This is a genomic window from Burkholderia sola (assembly GCF_905400185.1).
In the GTDB taxonomy this organism is placed as follows: domain Bacteria; phylum Pseudomonadota; class Gammaproteobacteria; order Burkholderiales; family Burkholderiaceae; genus Burkholderia; species Burkholderia sola.
The window spans coordinates 131,382-152,385 of record NZ_FR989675.1 but is presented as its reverse complement, the minus strand read 5'-3'; the positions used below and the strand labels follow the sequence as shown (position 1 = coordinate 152,385).

At 64.8% G+C, this 21,004-nt stretch carries 16 protein-coding genes; 3 read left to right on the top strand and 13 right to left on the bottom strand.

Features of this window, described 5'->3' with window-relative positions; genetic code table 11:
• Window positions 1–35: 35 nt before the first annotated feature.
• The 9 genes from KR541_RS00675 to KR541_RS00635 form a co-directional block, all read right to left on the bottom strand.
• The gene (locus tag KR541_RS00675; RefSeq protein WP_124631507.1) at window positions 36–347 is read right to left on the bottom strand and encodes a hypothetical protein; all 312 of its coding nucleotides are present in this window, start codon (window positions 345–347) and stop codon (window positions 36–38) included.
• A gap of 135 nt (window positions 348–482) precedes the next feature.
• The gene (locus KR541_RS00670; RefSeq protein WP_216089311.1) at window positions 483–1,922 is read right to left on the bottom strand and encodes a hypothetical protein; all 1,440 of its coding nucleotides are present in this window, start codon (window positions 1,920–1,922) and stop codon (window positions 483–485) included.
• Window positions 1,923–1,943: 21 nt separating this feature from the next.
• Complete coding sequence (locus KR541_RS00665; protein ID WP_046547487.1) at window positions 1,944–2,231, bottom strand: PAAR domain-containing protein; 288 nt, start codon at window positions 2,229–2,231, stop codon at window positions 1,944–1,946.
• 1 nt (window position 2,232) lies between these two features.
• A complete protein-coding gene (locus tag KR541_RS00660) occupies window positions 2,233–3,762 on the bottom strand; it encodes a hypothetical protein (protein ID WP_143328857.1) in 1,530 nt (509 codons plus the stop codon).
• A complete protein-coding gene (locus KR541_RS00655) occupies window positions 3,737–7,294 on the bottom strand; it encodes a type VI secretion system Vgr family protein (protein WP_216089310.1) in 3,558 nt (1,185 codons plus the stop codon). The genes KR541_RS00660 and KR541_RS00655 overlap by 26 nt, the downstream gene beginning before the upstream one ends.
• A 636-nt stretch (window positions 7,295–7,930) precedes the next feature.
• Window positions 7,931–8,725: an ethanolamine ammonia-lyase subunit EutC gene (gene eutC, locus KR541_RS00650; RefSeq protein WP_050015872.1), complete on the bottom strand. Its 795-nt coding sequence runs from the start codon at window positions 8,723–8,725 to the stop codon at window positions 7,931–7,933.
• The gene (locus KR541_RS00645; protein WP_050015870.1) at window positions 8,722–10,119 is read right to left on the bottom strand and encodes an ethanolamine ammonia-lyase subunit EutB; all 1,398 of its coding nucleotides are present in this window, start codon (window positions 10,117–10,119) and stop codon (window positions 8,722–8,724) included. Before KR541_RS00645 ends, eutC begins: the two co-directional genes overlap by 4 nt.
• Window positions 10,120–10,219: 100 nt before the next feature.
• Window positions 10,220–11,632, bottom strand: a complete 1,413-nt coding sequence (gene eat / locus KR541_RS00640) for an ethanolamine permease (RefSeq protein WP_050015869.1) — start codon at window positions 11,630–11,632, stop codon at window positions 10,220–10,222.
• Between the two features lie 218 nt (window positions 11,633–11,850).
• The gene (locus tag KR541_RS00635) at window positions 11,851–13,314 is read right to left on the bottom strand and encodes a mechanosensitive ion channel (RefSeq protein WP_050015867.1); all 1,464 of its coding nucleotides are present in this window, start codon (window positions 13,312–13,314) and stop codon (window positions 11,851–11,853) included.
• A gap of 275 nt (window positions 13,315–13,589) precedes the next feature.
• Here KR541_RS00635 and KR541_RS00630 point away from each other — a divergent pair, with 275 nt between their 5' ends.
• Window positions 13,590–14,471 (top strand): AraC family transcriptional regulator, encoded by an 882-nt coding sequence (locus KR541_RS00630; protein WP_050015865.1) that lies wholly within the window; start codon window positions 13,590–13,592, stop codon window positions 14,469–14,471.
• Between the two features lie 159 nt (window positions 14,472–14,630).
• On the opposite strand, the gene KR541_RS00625 is transcribed toward KR541_RS00630, so the two are convergent.
• A complete protein-coding gene (locus KR541_RS00625) occupies window positions 14,631–15,008 on the bottom strand; it encodes a zinc ribbon domain-containing protein (protein WP_050015863.1) in 378 nt (125 codons plus the stop codon).
• 10 nt (window positions 15,009–15,018) lie between these two features.
• Window positions 15,019–17,529, bottom strand: coding sequence for a heavy metal translocating P-type ATPase (locus KR541_RS00620; RefSeq protein ID WP_216089309.1), 2,511 nt, complete (start codon window positions 17,527–17,529; stop codon window positions 15,019–15,021).
• Window positions 17,530–17,611: 82 nt separating this feature from the next.
• Between KR541_RS00620 and cadR the strand changes: the two genes are divergently transcribed.
• Both cadR and KR541_RS00610 read left to right on the top strand, forming a co-directional pair.
• On the top strand, window positions 17,612–18,043 hold the full coding sequence (gene cadR, locus KR541_RS00615) for a Cd(II)/Pb(II)-responsive transcriptional regulator (RefSeq protein ID WP_050015860.1): 432 nt from the start codon (window positions 17,612–17,614) through the stop codon (window positions 18,041–18,043).
• A 68-nt stretch (window positions 18,044–18,111) separates the two neighbouring features.
• Window positions 18,112–18,684 (top strand): PadR family transcriptional regulator, encoded by a 573-nt coding sequence (locus KR541_RS00610; RefSeq protein ID WP_089488028.1) that lies wholly within the window; start codon window positions 18,112–18,114, stop codon window positions 18,682–18,684.
• Between the two features lie 45 nt (window positions 18,685–18,729).
• Here the strand turns inward: KR541_RS00610 and KR541_RS00605 are convergent, their stop codons facing one another.
• Complete coding sequence (locus KR541_RS00605) at window positions 18,730–20,166, bottom strand: FAD-binding oxidoreductase (RefSeq protein ID WP_050015856.1); 1,437 nt, start codon at window positions 20,164–20,166, stop codon at window positions 18,730–18,732.
• 15 nt (window positions 20,167–20,181) lie between these two features.
• Entirely contained in the window at window positions 20,182–20,970 is a 789-nt protein-coding gene (locus KR541_RS00600) for an ABC transporter substrate-binding protein (protein WP_050016021.1), read from the bottom strand.
• Between the last annotated feature and the right edge of the window lie 34 nt (window positions 20,971–21,004).

The following is a 21,004-nucleotide window of genomic DNA, read 5'->3' as shown; positions in this document are numbered from 1 at the left end:
TCCGGCGCCAGTGAATCAGGAACGCCGATGCGACGTCATACGTCGCCGTTTCGGGCCGCGCGTATCTGCCGCTTCATCGCACGGTCATACGCCTCAAAACGCTGCCACGCATCCGCTGTGCGCACATGGGGCCGTTCCCGATGTGAACTGATCCACCACGGCTTGCCTCGATGCTCATACCAGCGCCACACCGCCGCCTGCGCAATCTCGTGTTCCCGGTCAGGACACACGCCGTCGACGACATCCTCTATATGAAAGATGCATGCGAGATGCCATCGCCATCGATCGCACAGTTCGTCTGCGATCAGCCCCACCGTGAAGCCCAGAAAGATCAACGCGTATTGCAAAGGGGTTGCCGTACCCAGTACTGCCGACGCATACCCCTAACTCGCAGTCATCCAGACGGCACACGCCAGCAGCGAGAGCCACCACAACGCCACGAACCGGGAAATGCCGAATTGCCGAAATGCCTTCATCGCTGCTTACCCGTATTGGCGCCACACGTCGTCGGCATAGAGCCGCTGTGCGAGGATGCGCCAGCCACCACACAAGATCACGACGACAACCATGACACTGGTGAACACCGTTTCGAACGTGCCCCACGCCTTGTCGGGGGACAGCAGCATCCCGAATACCCACATCGCCACACACGCGATGAGTTCGACGGCTGGGAACAGGTTGTACTCGTAGTCCGTCTTCCACGGCGCGTCCACGCTCGGCAGCTCCTTGACGACAAGATTGAGCGCGACGCCGTCCTCGTGAGGCAGTGCGACAAGCTGCGCCCCCTGACCATATAACGCCATCTTGCCGGCCAGCGCCTGAAGGACCCAGCGCGCGACCGGAGCCTGCGGACCAATCGCCGGATCTAGCGCATGCGCGTCAATCTTCAGATCGGCATCCCTGACCGCGCCCAGCGTCGCATGTTGCGCGAGCCCCTTGAGCCGGCTATGCCAGAAGTGACGGATACGCTCGCGTGGCGCCTGCGCCGCGTTGAGCAGCAACGCCAGCGACCTATCGACCTGATCGGCTTCCCCGACGACCTGACGAAGTAGCCAAGCCTGCCGCTTTAGCTCAGGTTTTTCCTGTACGAGCGCGCGCGAACCGAGCAGAAGCGCAACCGCGGCTTCCGATGTCGCCGGCGCAATGCCGGGGGCGTCATCATTCAAATGCCATGCGACAACGAGGCGATACTTCGGAGTTCCGTCCACTGCATAGTGGCTAGAGGCAAACGGCGAGTCGCTTTTGTCCGTGAACCAGTTCTCCGCAAAGTTCACGTTGCGGTCGTTGTCGATCCATCGAACACAGGGCCGCCCTGGCAACTTCAGGCGCTCCCACACAGCCTTGACGTCCGTCGACCATTCCTGCCGGTCGCACTGCATCACGATTTCGAATGAGTTGCTGCGCGACGCCTCAGCCAGCCGCGCCGCCAGTGGCGTCAGAAGGGTTTCCAGCAGGCTGCTGACGCGTGACGCGACGTGGGTTGCGTCGAGGCCTCCAAGCAACATGACCTTCCCCGGATTCTCCGGTGGACTGCCTTCCAGTTTCAGCATGCGTTCGGCCAGGTCGGCTTCGGGCGTGAGAATGACACTGTCGAGCACGGCCATGCCTGCGCGGCTGAGTCGCTGCCATCGGACCAGCAAATGCCAGCGCGCCGCATTCCTGACCGCTGCCTCAAACGCCAAGCCGTCGTAAAACGACGAATAAAGCGCGGCGCAGATCGTGAGCCAAAAAGTAAACGGGACCGCCAGCGCGGAGCGCGTGAATTCCGGCGAGCCAACTGGTTTGCCCGCCGGCCACGTTATCACCGTATAGGCCAGGCACACGCCCGCGATCACGAGGAACAAGACGAGGTAGACCCATACGGGTGGCGGTTTGGGGTGCTGCCACTCGGGCGGCACGCGTTGATCCCAGCGAAATTTCATCGCGTCTCCGTGAATATCGCGTCACGCTTCGATCATCGAGTGGCGCTGCGATGCAATCAGCCGCGGCGACGGATGACACGCGCACCGGCAAAGGTCGTCTTCGAGCGCGGGCTGTTTGTCGCTCAGTTCATGGTCCGAGCGCTCACCGACCGGCTCGATCCGGCCAATGGTGTTGCACGCAGGACATTGGACCCGCGCGCCCACATGGCTCAACTTGCGATCGTCGAGTTCAACGTCATCAAGGCCGTCAAGCACGACGCCGTTCGCCGTCGTCCGGTCATGCTGATAGATCAGCGCACGTTCTCGCATTTCAGCCCCCCACCCATTCCCATTCAGCGTTGCCGGCGTCGTTCGAAATCGACGGCATCGGCTGACCGCGCCGCATCGTGACGATGCGGGACAGGTCATAGCGGTATTCCGGCGTCGAGTAGTCCGCATTCGTGCGCACGCGCGCCACCCAACGGCCGCCACGCGGACACGCCGCGCCGGGCAAGCTGAACTGCTCCGTGCCTTCGACGTAGGCGGACGAGAATGGCTTCGTGGGGGTCGGGGCACTGCCTTCCCATACCCATTGCACCAGTCCGTTGAGATGGACGCCGTCTCCGGACTCCATCGGCATCCTCACGCTGTCGGTCGTGGCGATGTCGCCGGCCTTGAACGGCATCACTTGCAAGCTGCGGTAGCTGCCGCCGGCATTCAGACGCACTGCGCGATACAGGCCGTCCTCAGCGAACGTATCACCGGGCTTCACCGCGTGATATGACATGTTTGCGCGATGCGTGGTCTCCCACTGCTCGCGCTCCTGTGGTGTTGAAGGATAGTCCCGATCGAAAGTTATTTGGCTTTTAATCGGACTAAAATCGACATGCGTTGACAGTCCCCAGCCATAACCCTCGTATTCTATTTTCATAAAAGTCACACCGGAAAGCTCGTACACACCTTTTGAAATTTTATTATCCGGAACAGCCTCGACCCTCAAAACCCTGCCTTCACCAGGATTGAGCATGACAAATCCATCCCGAAATTCATTTTTATTTATCAGTGTTTTACCCGCCAAATTAAAACCCCAATCATCGCGAGGCTGCATCCTCCCAAGCTCACTAAACGGCGCAATGGAAAGCCCTCCACCCCGAGTATTACCAGGCAATAGATCCGGAGTTTTAAATTTAATCCATCGATCGCCGGAATTGATAAATCTGACCGACACGATGTAATGATCGCCTTTATGCTCGATACTCACGGTCTCGAAATCCAACTTGATGATCTTCCGACCACCCGAGCGTGCTTGCTCGGATAGCCTGAGAGGTGCGTCAAAAACCTGACGCCTGAAGCGCTCTGGAATCAGACGCAATGAACCTGATCTCCGTACGGCTTTGCCTTCGTCTTGGCAGATAACGCTGAACGTTGCGGCAGGATCATGGGTTTCTGGTCCGCCAGACTGAATATCCTTGTCACACAAAGTGTGAGCTACGTCTTTCAGTTGCTGCGCATCTTTATTCTGCAGACTGAGAACAAAAACACCCACACCAGTTTGTGCTTCGTCGTTGATAGTATCCCCTTTGGCAAAATAAAACCTTCCTTCACCATCAAAAGTCATTTCTCTCGAGCCATATTCAAGGCCACCAGACCACGAAAGGGAAAACGCACCCGGCTTCATGACACTGTTGCTGAAATCATTCGCCATAACGAATCCATCTCCCATCCATACAAGAATTATCAACAGCGCCAGCTTTCGAACTACGTTAGAAAACTGCAAATCACTCCTGTCCAACAAGAGTGCCCCCCATATTTTGGGCTCACCTTTCGTTATCTGTTCATGCTTTCTTGACTGGCGCGTCATAGCCGACCCTCCACAACTTGTTGGTATGAGCGGAGAACCACCTACGGATGTATTCGAGGTAATACGGGGAGATCGTCGCCGTCGGCTGAAGACATCCACCGCCCATCAGATTGGTTTCAGTTTCAATAATCCAGAACGTATTCTTATCTTTATTTGCATCGGCAAGCGCAAAATCGATATTCACGCCATCCCTGACATAAATCGAGTGCACAAATCCCCCTTGCCGCCAGTATTCGTCAGGAAAATTAAAGAGATGCCCGATTTCATGCGCTTTTGTTTGCGTAAATCTTTCCGCATATCGCCCTGTTGTCACCTGCTTCTGATACTCTTTTTCCGGCCAATTCATAGCATCTGCCCGCTCAGTCGTCGGATACAGGTTAATGGTGATGTTCGGGTTGAGCACTGGCGCGTCAGCCGCCCTTACCACATGCACATCAGCACAGAATTTGACGGCGATCCGGCAACCGCAGGCGCCGCCCTTCTGACAGCCATCAAGAATCAGCTTGTAATTACCCTGATTCAATGTCCTTTCAATCTGGTTCTTGTAGGTTGAAGCGTCAACTTCCTTCGGGTCACGTTCGACCTGCATCAAGCCATGCTCGTCAAACGATTTTCCGGAATTGGCTCCATTCCTGAACGTTTCATATTGCACTACAATGTACCGGTTATTTTCGTCGCGCAACGGCTCTCCTGTTACCCGATTCATTTTCACCAGCAGTCGCGGCACCAATGCGGTAACGACCTTCGCCGTCAGCGTTTTATTACTCGAATCGTAGTTGAACTGGCATGTGGTGAGCGCTGTTCCGGCACACATAACCGGATCGTCACCATTTTTAAGTCTCTCATTTCTCGTCCAACCGTATTTCTGATACGTCGGCGTCTCCCGCATCATGCTGACTGACTCACTAAAATCAGCCAGTTGCCAATTACACGGAGCGGGACTTAATAGCTGAATCGGATCAGGCCTGATGCACTTTTGTTGCTCATTGTCCGGATCGTTAACTGTCAGGCCGCGATCGCTTGACACTCCTGCGTTCGCACTTGATTTCCCACCGAAGATGTCCCCCAGGGATGATGGCGGCACTGTTGCGCCGGTATCTGACGCACGGACCGGCGGCACGCCCCCTCTATTACCCTGTGACTCCCATTGCGCCGGGTTCGGCTCAAGTGCCAAGGCCGGCGCTTGTACAAAATTCGGATTGGTACGCCAGACCTCACACTCCGTCTTGAACGGCACGAAAGCCGGCGCGAACGCCGCGCCGCTCAGGTCCAGTTGAGCCGGCCCGGTCTTCTTCAAGCCACTTGTCCTGAAGTGCACACGGCCGCGCGAGCCCATCTCGATCCCTTCCGGATTCACGCGGATATACGAGCCGCCGACGCTGAGCAGGACTTCCTTCGGCGACTTCACGTGCAAAACGCCATTGACCGTTTCGACCGTCATGTCTTCCTGCGCCGCAAGCTGCATGCGGCCTCGCTGGGCCTGCACAATGACCTCGCCGGCCGACGCGATCAGGCTCATGCCCTTCCGCGCGAACAGTGACAACCGACCGCCCGCAGCGGCGGTGATCCTCTTGAGCGCGCTGAAGTGGACTCCTTTCTTCGCGGTCCCGATGATCGAACCATCGGCGGCGAGTTGCACGCCGTCGCCCGAGACCACGCCAACCGGTCCCGGCGCAGTCACGACCGCACCCGGCCTTTTCAATTCGTCCAGCCCGTCGCTGATCGCCTTTTGGGCCTGGGTATCCGCAGGCGATGCCTTCGACGCCTCGGCCGACTTCGCCAGCGATTCAGCTAGCGCCAACATTTCCTTGAGTTGCGCGATCGTCTCGGCCATATCAAGCTGCTTGCCCGCGCCGCCCGGCCGGTCGTAGGCCGTCACCATCACACCTGCGCCGCCTCGCGCAACCGCATGCCCTGAAGTCCGCAGTTCGGCACCCGCGCCTCGCTGGTTCAGTGCGCGGTCCACCATATGGCCGAGATGGAGTTGCGAGCGGCCAGAGTGCTGCGTACCGAGTTCGATGCCTTCCTGATTGTCCCAATCGTCCATCCAGAACGTATTGCCGGATTGCGTTCGGATCTCGTTACGCGACATGCGCCGTCGTGACGAATTAATCAGGTCGGGGCACTCGCTATTGTGGATAAAGGCCGCAATAAAGGGCTTGTTCGGATTGCCTTCGCGAAAGCCGATCAGTGCTTCGTCGCCGTCCAACGCGGGCATGTGCATGCCCGTATGGTTCCTGCCTGCGAACGGCTTGGCGAGCCGTAACGGAACGCTTTCCCCACCCTTGGGCCAGTTGCCGAAGTCGCAGTGAAACCGCGCAACGTACTCGCCTTTGTCGGTCAGGTAGGCGAATTTGTACTTGTCAGGCGACGTAATAGTCGCGCCTAGCGTGCCGGGAATTTTCGGCCACCGACGCTCGTCAATTTCCCGCCGGTACGGGCGATCGGCCGGAATCGCCGTGAAGCTGTTCACATAGCTCGCGTTCCGCGCGCCGCGATGCACGACCGCTGTCACGAACATTGCCGCGCCGGCATCCTCGAGCGCCCGATCAGACTGCACGATGCTGCCAGGCCGGATCGCCAGCACGGTCGACTCCACCGAGTAACGAATCTGGCTGGCGCGTGCCGCTTCATGGCGCAACTGTGCGTCGCGTTTGGCCCCTTTGGCGTCGTCGTGATGCGTGCCCCAGACATAGGGCTTGCCGATCATGCTCTCGTCGTCCGATACGGCGCGGTCCTCGGCACGGAAGCGCTCCCACGCCTGCTCGGGGTTGTAGTCGGCAACCACATAGGATTCCGGCACGACGCGCGAGCGGACCTTGAAGGAAAAAATCGATTCCTCGAAGGTCGCCAGCCCGGCAGTAGGACGATCCAGTACAGGTATCGCGGGGCGCATATAGCCGTCAACGTCGTCCGCGATCACCAGCACGTCGCCGTGCTCGCCGGTCCTTGTGTAGCAATACAGGCCCGCTTGCTCCATCTCGAGCTTGATGTAGTCCCAGTCGCCGATGTTGTACTGGAAGCGGAATGGGTGCCTGGGATGCTCGCGGCGTAGATTGAATTCGACCTGTATCCAGAAGCGGAGGTCGTAACGCGCCAAAATCTCCTTGATGATTTCCCACGAGGCCATTCCCTGGTACGTGGCGCAATTGCTCGGGCCGTCCATGACGGCCAGATGCTGGCGCATCACAATACGGTAGGTGTAACCATCACGAGATTCCGATACGGAGTCGAACTGCGTCACGAAGCCGGCAAATTCGCGCTTGGCGCGTCCGTCCTCGGGTCGAACCGAAAATTTCGCGAGTTGCCCGAGCACCATCTTTCTCGGAATCGCAACCGGTGCGGCAACGACCGCCTTGACGCTGTACGGCTCGCAGATCGCCTCGCGCACGACCCACGATACGACCGACACCGTGGGCATGGGAGGCAGTTCGCCCGTCTCCGGATCGCGCTTCGACTTGCGCCGCATCAGCGTCAGATGCGCGGATTGCCGCCCCGTCAAATAACTTGTCACGCGATCGAATTCCGCCATTCTTATCCTCGTTATATCGGGCGCCAGCCATATCACATCGAAACGCGGCCGCTATCCATGGACAAACCATTGCGGAAAATCTGCAACAAATGAAATGAGGCCAACCGAATCAACCAATCCGATTCAATCGTGCGTCAATCCAACAGTCGCTTTCGCCTTGGCATCAGCCGGATGGTGCTGCTGGCCTTGGTCACGCGTGCAGCAAGTGAGCTGCTGGTGAAGGAAAGATGGGGCGGTACGTTCGACTCGTCACTCATCGGGTCTCCTTTCTCGACAAATCGGTGATGGTTGCGCCACACGAAATTTGCGCGAATGAGAAAGATGAATCAATCAGACGAATTCGAAATTCGCAATGCGAATTTTCAAGAGCGCTGACCGGCGTCAAATGCGCCAGTAGTCGCGCGCGTTCAGGGCCGATGAGCCCGGAAGCCGTGCAAAGGATCGAGGTAGTGGTTTGCCAGGTGCGCGAAACCCAATCGACGGACCGATCGAGACGGAGCGCGGCAATGCCAAGATGCGCGGCACTTGCAACGCTCGCGCCGTCCCCGCGTGCGGCAAGCAATCAACGTGTTGCGCCGAGCCGGCAGTTGTCGCCGAAGCTGCGGGTGTTGATGGACTTTCGATGCGAGTGGCTATTCAAGCAGCCCCGATCCGCTCCGCATGAGCCGGCGGCGCCAACGCGTCGCTGTCGTCCTTCAGCCCGACGCCCGTCAGCCCGAGGCGGCGCGCGTGCGTCATCAGGTAATGCAGCTTGTGCGCGGCGGCCGCGTGCGGCAGCCCTTCGGGCCGCACGTTCGAGATGCAGTTGCGCAGCGCGTCGTGACAGCCGACCTTCGGCGCCCACGTCAGGTACACGCCGAGGCTGTCCGGCGAGCTGAGCCCCGGCCGTTCGCCGATCAGCATCGCGACCACCTTCGCGCGCAGCAGCTCGCCGATCTCGTCGCCGAGCGCGACGCGCGCCTGCGTCGCGACCACCACCGGGCCGATCCGCCAGCCGTCCGCGTCGAGCCGCGGCCGCACGGCCTGCAACAGCGGCAGCGCCTGCTTCGCGGCCGCGAATGCCGACAGCCCGTCGCCGACCACGAACACGACATCCGGCGCGTCGTCGAGCGCCGCCCCGTAGCCGGCCAGCAGCCCGCGGCTGTCGTCCGACAGCTTGCGGCCGAGATCGGGCCGGCGCAGGTAGTGGTCGCGGTCGGGCGCGGCGCTCTGGACGCGCAGCGTCGGCAGCATGCCGGCCGCCTCGATCTCGCGCCGCAGCGCATCCGCGTCGAGCGGCTGGTGCACCGCGTCGCGCGCTTGCGCATGCGACAGGTTGAAGGCCAACAGCGGCGCGGTCGGCAGGCTGTTGCCCGCGCGGCCGAGCGCGATCCGCGCGTTCGTGAACGACTTCAGCTGCGCCCACGGATTCTTCTCGACGGCGTCGCTCATGCGGAAATCCCCATCCAGTCGTTCGCACCCGCGAGCAGCGGCACGCGGGCGTTTGCCGCGCGCAGCGCGCCGTGCGCGTCGGCGATCTCCATCGTCTCCAGCCATTCCTCGAATTCCGGCGCGCGGCGCAGGCCGAGCACCTCGCGTACGTAGAGCTGGTCATGGAACGACGTGCTCTGATAGTTGAGCATCACGTCGTCCGCGCCCGGAATCCCCATGATGAAGTTGATGCCGGCCGCCCCCAGCAGCGTCAGCAGCGTGTCCATGTCGTCCTGGTCGGCTTCCGCGTGGTTCGTGTAGCAGATGTCGCAGCCCATCGGTACGCCGAGCAGCTTGCCGCAGAAGTGATCCTCGAGCCCCGCGCGGATGATCTGCTTGCCGTCGTACAGGTATTCGGGCCCGATGAAGCCGACCACCGTGTTCACGAGGAACGGCTCGAACTTGCGCGCGACCGCATACGCGCGTACTTCGCAGGTCTGCTGATCGACGCCGAAGTGCGCGTTCGCCGACAGCGCGCTGCCCTGGCCCGTCTCGAAATACATCAGGTTGTTGCCGACCGTGCCGCGCTTGAGCGCCAACGCGGCCTCGCGCGCCTCGCCGAGCAGCGCGAGCGAGATCCCGAAGCTCGCGTTCGCCTTCTCGGTGCCCGCGATCGACTGGAACACGAGATCGACCGGCGCGCCCTTCTCGATCGCCGCGATCGTGTTGGTCACGTGGGTAAGCACGCACGACTGCGTCGGCACGCCGTAGCGCTCGCGGAAGCCGTCGATCATCGCGAGCAGCTTCACGATCGCCGCGAGGCTGTCGGTGGCCGGGTTGATGCCGATCATCGCGTCGCCGCAGCCGTACATCAGCCCGTCGAGCATCGACGCGGCGATGCCCTTCACGTCGTCGGTCGGGTGGTTCGGCTGCAGCCGCACCGACATCCGGCCGGCCAGCCCGACCGTGTTGCGAAAGCGCGTGACGACGCGGCGCTTTCTCGCGGCCGCGATCAGGTCCTGGTTGCGCATCAGCTTCGACACGGCCGCGACCATCTCGGGCGTGAGGCCGGGCGCGATCCGTTCGAGCGCCGCGCCGTCGGCCGCGGGCGACAGCAGCCAGTTGCGGAAATCGCCGACGGTGAGGTGCGAGATCTCGGCGAACGCGTGCGCGTCGTGATCGTCGATGATCAGGCGCGTGACCTCGTCGTCTTCATACGGGATCACCGCTTCGTTCAGGAACGCCTTCAGCGGTACGCCCGCGAGCGCGATCTTCGCGGCGACGCGCTCCTCCTCGCTCGCCGCCGCGACGCCGGCGAGCTGGTCGCCGGAACGCAGCGGGCTCGCCTTCGCGAGCAGCGTCTTCAGGTCCGCGAAGCGGTACGTGCGCGGACCGATCGTCTCCGTATAGGACATCGTTCGAATCTCCTTGCCAAAAGCCGACGGCGCGCCCGTTCGACGGGGCGCGCCGGATGCCGTCAGGAACGGCCTTTCACGTTCACCGTCGTCACCGTGCTCACTCCTCCAGCAGCGCGTCGCCGGGTGCGCTCGCGCGCTGCGAACGGGTCGCGAGGAAGTATGCGTAACCGACCGCGAGGAAGCCGACGAACACCAGCGCGACCAGCCCGTTGAAAACCACCATCGTCGCGAGGCAGACGAGCGCCGCCAGGATCGCGAAGGCCGGGAAGATCGGGTACAGCGGCGCGCGGAACGGCCGCGCCAGGTTCGGCTGCGAGCGGCGCAGCTTGAACAGCGACGCCATGCTGACGATATACATCACGATCGCACCGAACACCGACATCGTCACGATATTCGCGGTGAGCGTCTGCCCGCCGAACTGGATCAGCTCGTCGCTGTAGATCGCGGCAATCCCGACCACGCCGCCCGCGAGAATCGCGCGATGCGGGGTCTTGAAGCGCGGATGCACCTTGCCGAGCCATTCGGGCAGGTAGCCTTCGCGGGCCAGCGCGAAGATCTGGCGCGAATAGCCGAGGATGATCCCGTGGAACGACGCGACGAGCCCGAACAGCCCGAGCCACACGAGCATGTGCATCCAGCCGCTGTTCGCGCCGACGATGTACTTCATCGCCTGCGGCAGCGGATCGTTGATGTTCGCGAGCTTGGTCCAGTCGCCCGCGCCGCCGGCGAACACCATCACACCGATCGCGAGCGCCACGAGGGTCAGGATCCCGGCCACGTACGCGATCGGAATCGAGCGCTTCGGGTTCTTCGCTTCCTCGGCGGCCATCGCGACGCCTTCGATCGCGAGGAAGAACCAGATCGCGAACGGAATCGCCGCGAACATCCCGTGGAACGCACCCACGCTGAAGTGATCGGCGCCCGACCAGCCGCCCTTCGTGAAATTGCTCCACGTGAAGCCCGGCGACACGACGCCCATGAACACCAGCAGCTCGAAGATCGCGAGCAGCGTGACGACGAGCTCGAAGGTCGCCGCGATCTGCACGCCGACGATGTTCAGCGCCATGAACACGAGATACGCGCCCATCGCCGCGTGTTTCGGTTCGAGCCCCGGAAACTGCACGTGCAGGTACGCGCCGATCGCGAGCGCGATCGCGGGCGGCGCGAACACGAATTCGACCAGCGTCGCCGCGCCGGCCAGATAGCCGCCGGTCGGGCCGAACGCGCGCCGCGCATACGCGAACGGGCCGCCCGCATGCGGGATCGACGTCGTCAGCTCGGTGAAACTGAAGATGAAGGTGGTGTACATCGCCGCGACGAACAGCGCGGTGATCACGAAACCCAGCGTGCCCGCGCTCGCCCAGCCGTAGCTCCAGCCGAAGTATTCGCCGGAAATCACGAGGCCGACCGCGATGCCCCACAGTTGCCAGGTCCCGAGCGTCTGCTGCAGCGCGGGCTGGCCGGAGGACTTGGCGCCGGCGGCGGGCCGGCCATTCGACTCTGCTTTCATCGGACTCTCCTCAAAGGCGCCGGCCTGCGGGCCCGCGCGACTGAGAATCGATGCTAGAGAGTCATTAAACGACGTGTTATCGAAATTCGGCAAAGATCGCGGCTGACATTTCGCTTGCGGAAACGCTTTCGAAAACGCTCGCGGCAACGCCGGCCGCCCGCGTTGCCACGCCGATCCGGCCCGCGCGATGCGGGCCGGATCGGCCGTGCCGGCCGGCGTTACTGGCCGCCGCCGCGCTGGTTGAACCAGCGGTCGAGCAGCTTGCCGGCCGCTTCCCGGCCGCCGAGGCCGAACGACAGCGCGACGGCCACCGCGATCGCGCCGAGCACGAGGCCGAACGCGAGCTGGACGATTTCGTTCGCGATGCCCATCGCGCGCAGCCCCATCGCGAACACGAGGCCGAGGATCGCGAATTGCGCGATCCGCGCGAACAGCACGCTGTGCTCGCGGTCGGCCTGCTCGATCACGCGGCGCGCGAGGCCCGCGAGCCACACGCCGATCACGAGGATCACGCCGCCCATCAGCACGTGGCCGCCGAATTCGATGAACAGCGTGACGACGTCGCGCACCTGCGTGAAGCCGAGCCGGTTCGCGGCCTCGACCGACGCGAACAGCATCGCGAAGAACACGATCAGCCGCGCGACCAGCACCGACGGCTGCAGGATGCCCGAGAACACGCGCTCGACGCCGAGCACGGCCGGCAGCCCGTCGACGCCGGCCGCTTCCAGCAGCTTCTGCGCGAGCGACGCGACGAAGCGCGCGAAGTAGAACGTGACGAGCACGATCACGATCGCCGCGACGATGTCCGGCACCGCGCCGAGGAACTGGTTCAGCATGTTGGTCGCGGGGATCGAGATCGCGTCGATCTTCAGTGCGTCGAGCGCGGAGATCAGCGTCGGCACGAACACGAACACGTAGACGATCGTGCCGACCAGACTCGACACGCGCACCGGCGTCGGGCTGTCGATGCCTTGCGTGAGGCGGTCGGCGCCGGCGGCGACCAGCAGGTTCGTCACGAGGCCTCGCAGCACGCGCGCGACGATCCAGCCGACGAAGCCGATCACGGCGGCCGCGAAAATGTTCGGCACGATCGCGAGCAGCTTGTCGACCATCCCCTGCACCGGCGACAGCAGGCCCGACAGCGCGAACGACGCGAGGATCGCCGGCAGGAACATCAGGATCACGAGCCAGAACAGCACGTCGCCGAGATAGCCGCTCATCGGCTGCATGCCGGCGCTTTCGGACAGCGTGGCGTCGACCTTGCTCGCCTTCAGCGCGCGGTTCGCGAGGCTGCGCAGCAGCGACGCGATCAGCCACGCGATCAGCGTCAGCGCCGCGCCGCCGATCAGGTTCGGCAGGTAGTTGACGATGTGCGTGACGAGCAGCGAGAACGGATTGGAGACCGCGTACAGGTTGAGCACGTTGAAGATGCCCACCGCGGTGACGAGCAGCACGAGCCAGAACAGGCCGCCGGCGATGATGCGTTCGACGCACGCGCCCTGGCCCGTGCTGTCGGTGATCCGCTGATCGACCTTCAGCGCGCTGAGCAGCCGGAGCGCGCCGGCCCGCACCGCGACGGCGATCAGCCAGCCGATCACCAGGATGCCGATCGCGCCGGCGATCTTGGGCAGGTATCCGCCTAGTGTGGCCTGCAGCGACGTGATGAAGCTGGAAGCATCCATTTCTTCTTCTCCCGAAAACGTGGTGTGGCGATTGAACATCGACGAACGACCTGCGTAATTCGAAATGCGTGCTGCCCCGTCCAAGCAACTTACCCGAGAAAAATGACGCGTTCACCCGATTTCACCGTCTTTAACTTTAGACATAGATTTCGGAGGGGCAAGACCCCATTTCGCTGAAATCAAAAAGGGGCTGATCGTTGGGTGTCCGGCATTTCCGCAAGATTTGTCCATTCGGCCCGTGCTACCGTGGCGTCGGTTCCAGCCCGGACACGCCGATGACCCCAGCCGAAACGAAACCCGACCCGCCCGCGTGGGTGCGCTACGCGGCGAGCGTGGCGCGCGTTCACGCGTACATCAGCGCGCATCTCGACGGCCCGCTCGACCTGAACCGGCTCGCCGAAGTCGCGTGCCTGTCGCCGTATCACTGGCAGCGCGTCTACCGCGCGCTGTACGGCGAGTCGATCGTGCTGACGGTGCGGCGGATGCGGATCGTGCGGGCGTCCGAGGATCTGGTCTGCACCGCGCGGCCGCTCGACGAGATCGCGCGGCGCGCGGGCTACGGTTCGACGCACGCGTTCGCGCGGGCATTTCGCGACGCGTACGGCGTGTTGCCCGCGCAGCACCGGCGCACCGGCATCCACCGGCCGATTTATCCACTACAGCGAGGAGAGGAAGACATGTTCAAGCACGAGGTCGAGATCCGGCGGCTGCCGGAACTGCGCGGCTACGCGGTGGCGCACACCGGTGCGTATATGAAAGTGGGCGACGCGTTCGGGCGCATCGGCGCGTGGGCTGGGCAGCGCGGGCTGATCGGCCCGGGCGCGAAGATGATCGGGATTTTCTACGACGATCCGGACACGACACCCGAAGCGCAACTGCGCGCGAAAGCGTGCTGGATGCCGGCCGACGGCGCGCCGGACGTCGCGCCCGTGCCGCCGGTCGAGCGCGCGACGATCGCGGGCGGCGAATACGCGGTGCTGCTGCATACCGGGCCGTATGCGGACCTGAAGACGGCCTACCAGTGGCTCTACGGCGACTGGCTGCGTCACTCGGGCCGCGAAGCCGCCGACGCGCCGCCGTTCGAGCTATACCTCAATACGCCGATGGATACGGCTCCGGCCGACCTGCGCACCGAAATTCACCTGCCGCTGCGCTGAGTAAAGGGCGCGTCCCGGAGCCGTGTATCCGGACGGACCGCGACGATATTGCCGGTGCGAGCACGCCGGGGATGACATCGGGCATGTCGGTGCGCCGGCCGTCGAACGAAGCGTGCCGGCCTGTGCTTATGCGTGGCCGGCGCGAAGGTGCGGATAGCGTCAAGCCGCCTGCGTTCCGCAGCCGGGACAGAACCGCGCGTCGGCCGCCAGCGCCGCGTGGCAGCGGCTGCAGGCCTTGCCGCGTTGCGCCGCGCCGCACTGCGTGCAGAAGCGTGCATCGGCTGCGTTGAGTGCGCCGCAGCCCGCGCACGCGAGCTGGCTCAGCGGCAGATTGCCGCCCTGGCCACCGCCGCCCGCGTCGGCCGGCGCCTGCCAGCCCCAGCCGTGGCGATCGCGGCCGCGCGCATCGTGGCCGCCGTGCCCGCCCTGGCGCAGGCCACCGTGACGCCCGCCGCCGTGGCCCCCGTTTCCGCTATTGCTGTGCCCGCTGCCATGACCACCGCCGTGGCCGCCGAGAATCCGTTTCAGGAAGCTCATCGCCCGCTCCTCAACGCTTGGCCGGGACGTCGCCGAACGCCCCGGACGACGACAGCAGCCGCAAACCGTTGGCCACGACGATCAGGCTCGCGCCCGCGTCGGCGAAGACCGCCATCCACATCGTGCCGAGCCCCGCGACCGTGAGGCCGAGGAACACGACCTTCACGCCGAGCGCGAAGCCGATGTTCTGCACCAGCACGCGGTGCGTCGCGCGCGACAGCCGCACGAACGCGGGAATCTTGCGCAGGTCGTCGTCCATCAGCGCGACGTCGGCCGTCTCGATCGCCGTGTCGGTACCCATCGCGCCCATCGCGAAGCCGATGTCGGCGCGCGCGAGCGCCGGCGCATCGTTGATCCCGTCGCCGACCATCCCGACCGCGCCCGCGCCGCCCGCCGACAGTTCCTCGACCGCCGCGAGCTTGTCTTCCGGCAACTGGTTGCCGCGCGCATCGTCGATGCCGGCCTGCCCCGCGATCGCCTGCGCGGTATGCGGGTTGTCGCCCGTCAGCATCGCGGTGCGGATGCCGAGCGCATGCAGATCGGCGATCGCATCGCGGCTCGTGTCCTTGATCGTGTCGGCCACCGCGAAGATGCCGAGCACGCGCGTGGCGTCGACCAGCACGACGACGCTCTTGCCCTGCCGCTCCAGCGCGTCGAGCTTCGCCTCGAGCGCCGCCGAGCAGCGCTCCAGTTCCTCGACGAGCCGGTGATTGCCGAGCCAGTAGCGCGTGCCGTCGATCGTGCCGCACACGCCGCGCCCGACGATCGCTTCGAAGTCCTGCACGTCGGCGAATGCGGTCGTGCCGGCGTCGCGGGCCGCGGCCGCAATCGCCTGCGACACCGGGTGATCGGAGCGCGCCGCGAGGCTCGCGCCGAGATGCCGCACGCGCGCCGCATCGGCACCGTCCGCATGCACGTCGAAGTCGGTCTGCACCGGCTTGCCGTGCGTGATCGTGCCGGTCTTGTCGAGTGCGAGCCACGCGAGCTTGCGCCCTTCTTCCAGATAGACGCCGCCCTTCACGAGAATCCCGCGCCGCGCCGCGGCCGCAAGCCCCGACACGATCGTCACCGGCGTCGAGATCACCAGCGCGCACGGGCACGCGATCACGAGCAGCACGAGCGCGCGGTAGATCCAGTCGTGCCACGCGCCGCCCATCACGAGCGGCGGCGCCACCGCGACCAGCAGCGCGACCGCGAACACGATCGGCGTGTAGACGCGCGCGAACTGGTCGACGAAGCGCTGGGTCGGCGCCTTCGCGCCCTGCGCTTCCTCGACCGCGTGGATGATCCGCGCGAGCGTCGAGTTGGCCGCGACGGCCGTCACGCGGTAGTCGAACGAACCCGATTCGTTGATCGTGCCCGCGTACACGGCGTCGCCGCTCGCCTTTTCGACAGGCAGGCTCTCGCCGGTGATCGGCGCCTGGTTGACCGTCGAGCGGCCGGCGACGACCTCGCCGTCCAGCCCGATCCGCTCGCCCGGCTTCACGCGCACGACCGCGCCCAGCGCGACCTGTGCGGCTTCGATCGTGCGCCACGCGCCGTCGGCCTGCTGCACGGTCGCGGTGTCCGGCGCGAGCTGCATCAGCCCCTGGATCGCATTGCGCGCGCGGTCGAGCGACTTCGCCTCGATCAGCTCGGCGATCGTGAACAGCACCATCACCATCGCGGCTTCCGGCCACTGGCCGATCGCCATCGCGCCCGTCACCGCGATGCTCATCAGCGCGTTGATGTTCAGGTTGCCGTTGCGGATCGCGATCCAGCCTTTCTTGTACGTGGTGAGCCCGCACGCGAGCACCGCGGCGAGCGCGAGCGCCGCCGACAGCCACACCGGCAGCCCGGCCCAGGTCGCGCCTTCGGATGCGATCGCGGCGACGCCGGCGAGCGCGAGCGGCCACCACGGTTTGGCGGGCGGCGGCGCGGTGGGCGCTGCCGGTGCATCGGCCGACGCGGCTTCCGGCGTCATCCCGAGCGAGCGGATCGCGCTTTCGAGCGCCGGTTGCGCGCCGGGCACGTGCTCGACGGTCAGCATCCGCTGCATCAGGTTGAATTCGAGCGCCGATACCTGCTGCATGCCGCCGAGCTTTTTGCGGATCAGCGTTTCCTCGGTCGGGCAGTCCATCTGCATGATCCGGAACGCGGAGCGCACGTGACCCGACGCGGTCGCCTGCGCGACCGGCAGCGGCGCGAGCGTCAGCGCGGCAGGCGCGCAGCAGTCGCCGGCCGCGTGGTCGTGGTCGTGGTCGTGGTCGGCATGGTCATGTGCGGCGTGGTCGTGCGAGCACGACGCGCCATGCCGATGCGTATCCGTGTGAGCCTCGTCGTGATCGCGGTCATGACCCGCATCGCCATGCGCGGCGTGGCCGTGGCCGTGATCGTGGTCATGGCCGTGCGCGCGCTCGCCGGCCGCCGGCGCCGCATCGGCAACGGTCGCCGTCTGCGTGTCGCGCGCATCGGCGCAACACGTATCGGCGCCGCCGGCATGACGGTGTCGTGGGTCGTGGGGACGCTGGGCGTCGGTCATGACAACCTCCTTTCGTGGCTTGACGGTGTAGAGTTAACACCCTGAAGCCACTACAAGGTCAACCCTTACACGGGAGAAAGGCATGAAGATTGGCGAACTGGCCAAAGCGGCCCGCTGCACGCCCGAGACGATCCGTTTCTACGAGAAAGAGGGGCTGATGCCAGATGCGGAGCGCACCGATTCGAACTATCGCAACTACTCCGACGTGCACGTCGAACGGCTGCGCTTCATCCGCAACTGCCGCGCGCTCGACATGGCGCACGACGAAATCCGCGCGCTGCTGCGGCTCACCGACACGCCGGCCGACCGCTGCGATTCGATCAATTCGCTGCTCGACGATCACATCGGACACGTCGACGCGCGCCTCGCGGAACTCACGCATCTGCGCGACCAGCTCACCGAACTGCGCCGCCAGTGCGTCGGCGAGCACTCGGTCGAGGATTGCGGCATCGTGCACGGTCTCGCGACGATGGAAACCGTCGCGCCGGCCGCGAAGCGCTCGCATCTCGGCTGAAACCCTTGTCAAACAAGATAGTCTGGTAGAGAATAGTTATATTATAACTAGATATATATTTACTATTCATATCTATGATTCGTCCGTCCCCGCTCGCGCTGGCCGTCCTCGCGACGCTCACCGAAACGCCGATGCATCCGTACGGGATGCTGCAGCAACTGAAGGCCCGCGGCTACGACGAAGTCGTCAACGTGCGGCAGCGCACGAGCCTGTACCAGACGATCGACCGGCTGCTGCGCGACGGGCTGATCGTCGTGCACGACACCGAGCGTGACGGCGCGTTTCCGGAGCGCACGCTGTATGCGCTGACCGAAGCCGGGCACACGGCCGGGCAGGCGTGGCTGCATGCGCTGCTCGCGGAGCCCGCGCGTGAATTTCCGGCGTTCGGCGCCGGCCTCGCGTTCCTGCCGCTGCTCGATGCGGAAGATGCGCGCCACCAGCTCGAGCTGCGCATCGCGCGTCTCGACGCCGAACGCGAGCGGCTGGAGGCGCTGCGCGCCACCGCGCAGGCCGACCAGGTGCCGCGCCTGTTCCTGTTGCAGAACGAATATGCGCTCGTGCTGCTCAATGCGGAGCTCGAGTGGGCGCGCAGCGTCGTCGAACACCTGAAGATCGGCGCGCTGCGCTGGGTGGACGGCTGATGCGTCGCGCCGGCCGTTTTCCGTGAGGAACGGGCGTCGGCAGCGTCAAAGCACCTTGCCGGGATTCAGGATCCCAAGCGGGTCCAGCGCGGCCTTCAGGCGTCGCATCAATCCGATTTCCGCGTCGCTGCGTGTGTGCGCCAGATAAGGACGTTTGAGCACGCCAATCCCGTGCTCGGCCGACACCGAGCCGCCCATGTCGCGCACCACCGCATACACGCAGCAATCGAGCGCATCGGCATCCGTGTCGGTCATCTCGGCCAGCGACACGCCGATATGCACGTTGCCGTCGCCGACATGGCCGAAGAACAGGCACGTGAGCGCCGGCCAGCGCGCCCGCAACGCCGCCCCGCAGCGTTCGGCGAACGCGCCGAGTTCGCCCGTCGGCAGACTCACGTCGAAGTTGACGAGATGGGGCAGCGCATCGATCGCAAGCCCTTCGCGCAGCGTCCACAGGTCGCGCGCCTGCCGCTCGGAAGTCGCGAGCACCGCATCGTCGATGAGCCCTGCATCGAGCCCCGCAGCCAGCCCCGTTTCGAGCGCATGGTGCGCATCGCCGCCCGGCGCGCTCGTCGCGCATTCGATCAACACCACGAAACCGCCGTCGCCGACGAATGGCGCCGACACACCGGGCGTATGGCGCGCGACGTAGTCGTAGAACGCCGGCCACATCGCCTCGAAACTGACGACTTCCGGCAGCGTGCGCACGCGGTTCCACAGCGCGACCACCGCCTCGTAGTCGCGCACGCGGCAGAGCGCCGTGGCCGGCGCCGCCAGCAACGGATGCAGCCGCAGCACCGCGCGCGTGACGACGCCGAGCGTCCCTTCGCTGCCGATGAAGAGCTGCTTCAGGTCGTAGCCCGCGTTGTTCTTCAGCATCCGGTTCATCGACGACACGACCGTGCCATCCGCGAGCACCGCCTCGAGCCCGAGCACCTGCTCGCGCATCATCCCGTAGCGGATCGCGCGCGTGCCGCCCGCATTGGTCGCGAGCATGCCGCCGATCTGGCACGAGCCGCGCGCGCCGAGATCGACGCCGAACGTGAAGCCCGCCGCGTGCGCGGCGTCCTGCACCGTCTGCAGCGGCGTGCCCGCGCGCACGGTGATCGTGCCGGCCGCCGCGTCGAGCGCGTCGATGCCCGCGAAGCGCTCCATCGACAGCACGACCTCGCCGCCCAGCGCGACCGCGCCGCGCGCGAGCCCCGTCAGCCCGCCTTGCGGCACGACCGGCTGGCCGAGCCGCGTGCATAACGCGAGCGTCCTCGACACGTCGTCGACGCTACGCGGGCGCACCAGCGCGCGCGGCCGCACGCCGGCCGGCTCGTTGTACGCGGTGAAGTAACGCGGCTCGATGTCGGCCGCACGCGTGACGAGCGCATCGCCCAGTTCGTCGGCGAGCACGGCAGCGACGGCATCGTCCGGCAGCGGCAGCGGCGTGCCGCCCGGTTCGCTGCCCGCGGCGCTCGGGTTCGGAGTCGGCATCGCGCGCGCCCCCGCTTACTTCGTCGAGATGTCGATATCGCCGAAATACTTCAGGCCGAGCGACTTCACCGTGCCGTCCGCCTTCAGCTTGTCGATCGCCGCGTCGAGCTTCGCCTTCAGCGCGTCGTCGCCCTTGCGCAGGCCGAACGCGATGCCGCTGCCGAGAATCTTGTCGTCGTGCACCGGCTGCCCGACGAACGAGAAGCCCTTGCCGTCCGGGCGCGACAGGAAACCGCGCTGGCCGGACGGCGCGAGCACGAGCGTCGCGTCGAGGCGGCCGGCGACCAGATCCGCATACGCCTGGTTCTGGTCCTGGTACGCGACGACCGCGACGCCGGCCGGCTCCCAGTGCGCCTTCGCGAAGGTTTCCTGGATCGACGCCTGCAGCACGCCCACGCGCTTGCCCTTCAGCGATTCGGGCGTCGGCAGCAGCCCGCTGCCGGTGCGCGCGATCAGCTGGGTCGGCACGCGATAGATGATCGTCGTGAAGTCGATCGCCTGGCGCCGCTGCTCGGTCGCGTTCATCGCCGAGTTGATCGCGTCGAACTTGCGGCCCTTCAGCGCCGGAATCAGCCCGTCGAACGAGGTCTCGACCCATTTGCACGACAGCTTCGCCGTCTGGCAGACGGCATTGCCGACGTCGATGTCGAAGCCCTGCAGGTCGCCGTTCGGCGCCTTCGATTCGAACGGCGGGTATTGCGCTTCGAGGCCGAAGCGCAGCGTCGGCGCATCGGCGAGCGCCGTGCCGGAGCCGATGGCGCACGCGAGTGCGAATGCGAGTTTCAGGGTTGCCGTGTGCTTCATCGTGATCTCCAAGTGTCCGGTCGATGCGACGTCT

What these genes read in the sequence shown, in the direction of transcription:
- KR541_RS00670 (WP_216089311.1), bottom strand. Translation starts at nt 1,922, where the DNA reads ATGAAATTTCGCTGGGATCAACGCGTGCCGCCCGAGTGGCAGCACCCC.
- KR541_RS00665 (WP_046547487.1), bottom strand. Translation starts at nt 2,231, where the DNA reads ATGCGAGAACGTGCGCTGATCTATCAGCATGACCGGACGACGGCGAAC.
- KR541_RS00660 (WP_143328857.1), bottom strand. Translation starts at nt 3,762, where the DNA reads ATGACGCGCCAGTCAAGAAAGCATGAACAGATAACGAAAGGTGAGCCC.
- KR541_RS00655 (WP_216089310.1), bottom strand. Translation starts at nt 7,294, where the DNA reads ATGGCGGAATTCGATCGCGTGACAAGTTATTTGACGGGGCGGCAATCC.
- eutC (WP_050015872.1), bottom strand. Translation starts at nt 8,725, where the DNA reads ATGAGCGACGCCGTCGAGAAGAATCCGTGGGCGCAGCTGAAGTCGTTC.
- KR541_RS00645 (WP_050015870.1), bottom strand. Translation starts at nt 10,119, where the DNA reads ATGTCCTATACGGAGACGATCGGTCCGCGCACGTACCGCTTCGCGGAC.
- eat (WP_050015869.1), bottom strand. Translation starts at nt 11,632, where the DNA reads ATGAAAGCAGAGTCGAATGGCCGGCCCGCCGCCGGCGCCAAGTCCTCC.
- KR541_RS00635 (WP_050015867.1), bottom strand. Translation starts at nt 13,314, where the DNA reads ATGGATGCTTCCAGCTTCATCACGTCGCTGCAGGCCACACTAGGCGGA.
- KR541_RS00630 (WP_050015865.1), top strand. Translation starts at nt 13,590, where the DNA reads ATGACCCCAGCCGAAACGAAACCCGACCCGCCCGCGTGGGTGCGCTAC.
- KR541_RS00625 (WP_050015863.1), bottom strand. Translation starts at nt 15,008, where the DNA reads ATGAGCTTCCTGAAACGGATTCTCGGCGGCCACGGCGGTGGTCATGGC.
- KR541_RS00620 (WP_216089309.1), bottom strand. Translation starts at nt 17,529, where the DNA reads ATGACCGACGCCCAGCGTCCCCACGACCCACGACACCGTCATGCCGGC.
- cadR (WP_050015860.1), top strand. Translation starts at nt 17,612, where the DNA reads ATGAAGATTGGCGAACTGGCCAAAGCGGCCCGCTGCACGCCCGAGACG.
- KR541_RS00605 (WP_050015856.1), bottom strand. Translation starts at nt 20,166, where the DNA reads ATGCCGACTCCGAACCCGAGCGCCGCGGGCAGCGAACCGGGCGGCACG.
- KR541_RS00600 (WP_050016021.1), bottom strand. Translation starts at nt 20,970, where the DNA reads ATGAAGCACACGGCAACCCTGAAACTCGCATTCGCACTCGCGTGCGCC.